Genomic DNA, 1,962 nt, shown 5'->3' with positions numbered 1-1,962 from the left:
CAAAAGTCTTTATAAGGTGCGATTTTAACGTGCCTATGGACGAGTTTTTAAACATCACTGATGACCGCAGGATCCGCTCAGCGATACCAACTATCCGCTACTGCCTAGATAACGGCTGCAGCGTGGTTTTGGCTAGTCACTTAGGGCGCCCGAAAAACGGCTTTGAGGAGAAATTTTCGCTGCGAGGCGTGGCAAAGAGGCTATCAAGGCTGCTTGATAGAGACGTGATATTTGCCGAGGATGTCATCGGAGCGGACGCCAAAGCTAAAGCCGCCGCGCTAAAACCTGGCGAAATTTTACTTCTTGAAAATTTGCGCTTTGAAAAGGGAGAGACCAAAAACGACGAGGCGTTAGCCGGCGAGCTCGCTAAATACGGCGAATTTTATATAAATGACGCGTTTGGCGTCTGCCACAGGGCGCATAGCTCGGTCGAGGCGATCACTAAATTTTACGACGAGAAACATAAAGCGGCGGGATTTTTGCTGCAAAAAGAGATAAATTTCGCCCAAAATCTCATCAAGCACCCTGCGCGCCCGTTCGTGGCGGTCGTGGGCGGCAGCAAGGTAAGCGGTAAGCTGCAAGCCCTACACAACCTACTTCCGCGCGTAGATAAGCTGATAATCGGCGGCGGCATGGCATTTACGTTTTTAAAATCGCTCGGCGAAAATATCGGAAACTCGCTGCTTGAAGAAGATCTCATCGAGGACGCGCGCGAAATTTTACGCAAAGGCAGGGAGCTTGGCGTTAAAATTTACCTACCGGTGGACGTCGTCGCGGCTCAGACCTTTTCAGCCGAAAGCGCCGTAAAATTCGTCCCCGCTCAAGAGATCCCGAGCGGTTGGATGGGGCTAGATATCGGGCCTGCGTCCATTAGGCTCTTTAAAGAGGTCATCGCTGACGCGCAAACCATCTGGTGGAATGGGCCGATGGGCGTTTTTGAGATGGATAAATTTAGCAAAGGCAGCATCAAAATGAGCCACGCCATCATCGACACGCACGCGACTACGGTCGTGGGCGGCGGCGATACGGCCGACGTCGTAGAGCGAGCGGGAGACGCCGACGAGATGACATTTATCTCAACAGGCGGCGGCGCGAGCTTGGAGCTCATCGAGGGCAAGGAGCTACCCGGCATAAAACCGCTTAGAAAGGCTGCGGAGTGAGGTTTTTAGCAAATTTAAAGTGCAATCACACGAGAGCGAGCTTTGCGCGCTACGCTGAAATTTTAGACGCAAATTTAAGCTCAAACGACGACGTGACGGTATTTCCTCCGTTTAGCGCGTTTGATCTTGCCGCTCATAAATTTAAACTCGGCGCGCAAAATTTCTATCCGTGCGAAAGCGGCGCTCACACAGGCGAGATCGGCAAGGCGATGCTGGACGAGTTCGGCGTAAAAAGCGTGCTGATCGGACACTCAGAACGACGCGAGTTAGGCGAGAGTGAGGAGCTTTTGCGCGCCAAATTTGACTTCGCCGTAAAGGCTGGCTGGCAGATCGTCTACTGCATCGGCGAAAATTTGAGCGTAAACGAAGCTGGCGGCACGAAGGAGTTTTTGGCGGAGCAGCTAAAAAATATCGACCTTGGCTACGAGCGGCTACTGATCGCCTATGAGCCAATCTGGGCGATAGGCACGGGCAAGAGCGCGAGCGCGGAGCAGATTGAGGAGATATTAAATTTCATCTGCGAGCAAACGAGCGCGCCGCTGCTTTACGGAGGCAGCGTAAACGCCGCAAATATCGGCGGGATAGCGGGGATCAAAAATTGCGATGGAGTGCTAGTAGGTACGGCGAGCTGGGACGCCTCTGGTTTCTTGGAGCTTATTAGCGCGTCATCTCGCTGACGTCTTTAAATGATTTTGTAAATTTCGCCCTGCGACAGGGCATATGCCTAGTCTTGGGACGAAATTTACTTCAAAACATTTAAATCCGCCTAGCGATATTTCCGCTTGTCGATTTACGTTTAAAA

Annotated in this window: 2 protein-coding genes; both read left to right on the top strand. The window is 51.8% G+C overall.

Annotated elements, in window-relative coordinates:
• The coding region (locus tag Q0546_RS02045) for a phosphoglycerate kinase (RefSeq protein WP_298790068.1) at nucleotides 1-1,160 on the top strand (1,160 nt) is incomplete at its 5' end.
• Nucleotides 1,157-1,837: a triose-phosphate isomerase gene (locus Q0546_RS02040; protein ID WP_298790066.1), complete on the top strand. Its 681-nt coding sequence runs from the start codon at nucleotides 1,157-1,159 to the stop codon at nucleotides 1,835-1,837. The genes Q0546_RS02045 and Q0546_RS02040, both read left to right, overlap by 4 nt.
• Nucleotides 1,838-1,962: the final 125 nt, after the last annotated feature.

Origin of the sequence: uncultured Campylobacter sp. (assembly GCF_937997465.1) — a bacterium.
Classification (GTDB): Bacteria; Campylobacterota; Campylobacteria; order Campylobacterales; family Campylobacteraceae; genus Campylobacter_A.
Note: the sequence above shows the minus strand (reverse complement) of the source record. Positions and strands in the feature narration are given on the sequence as shown.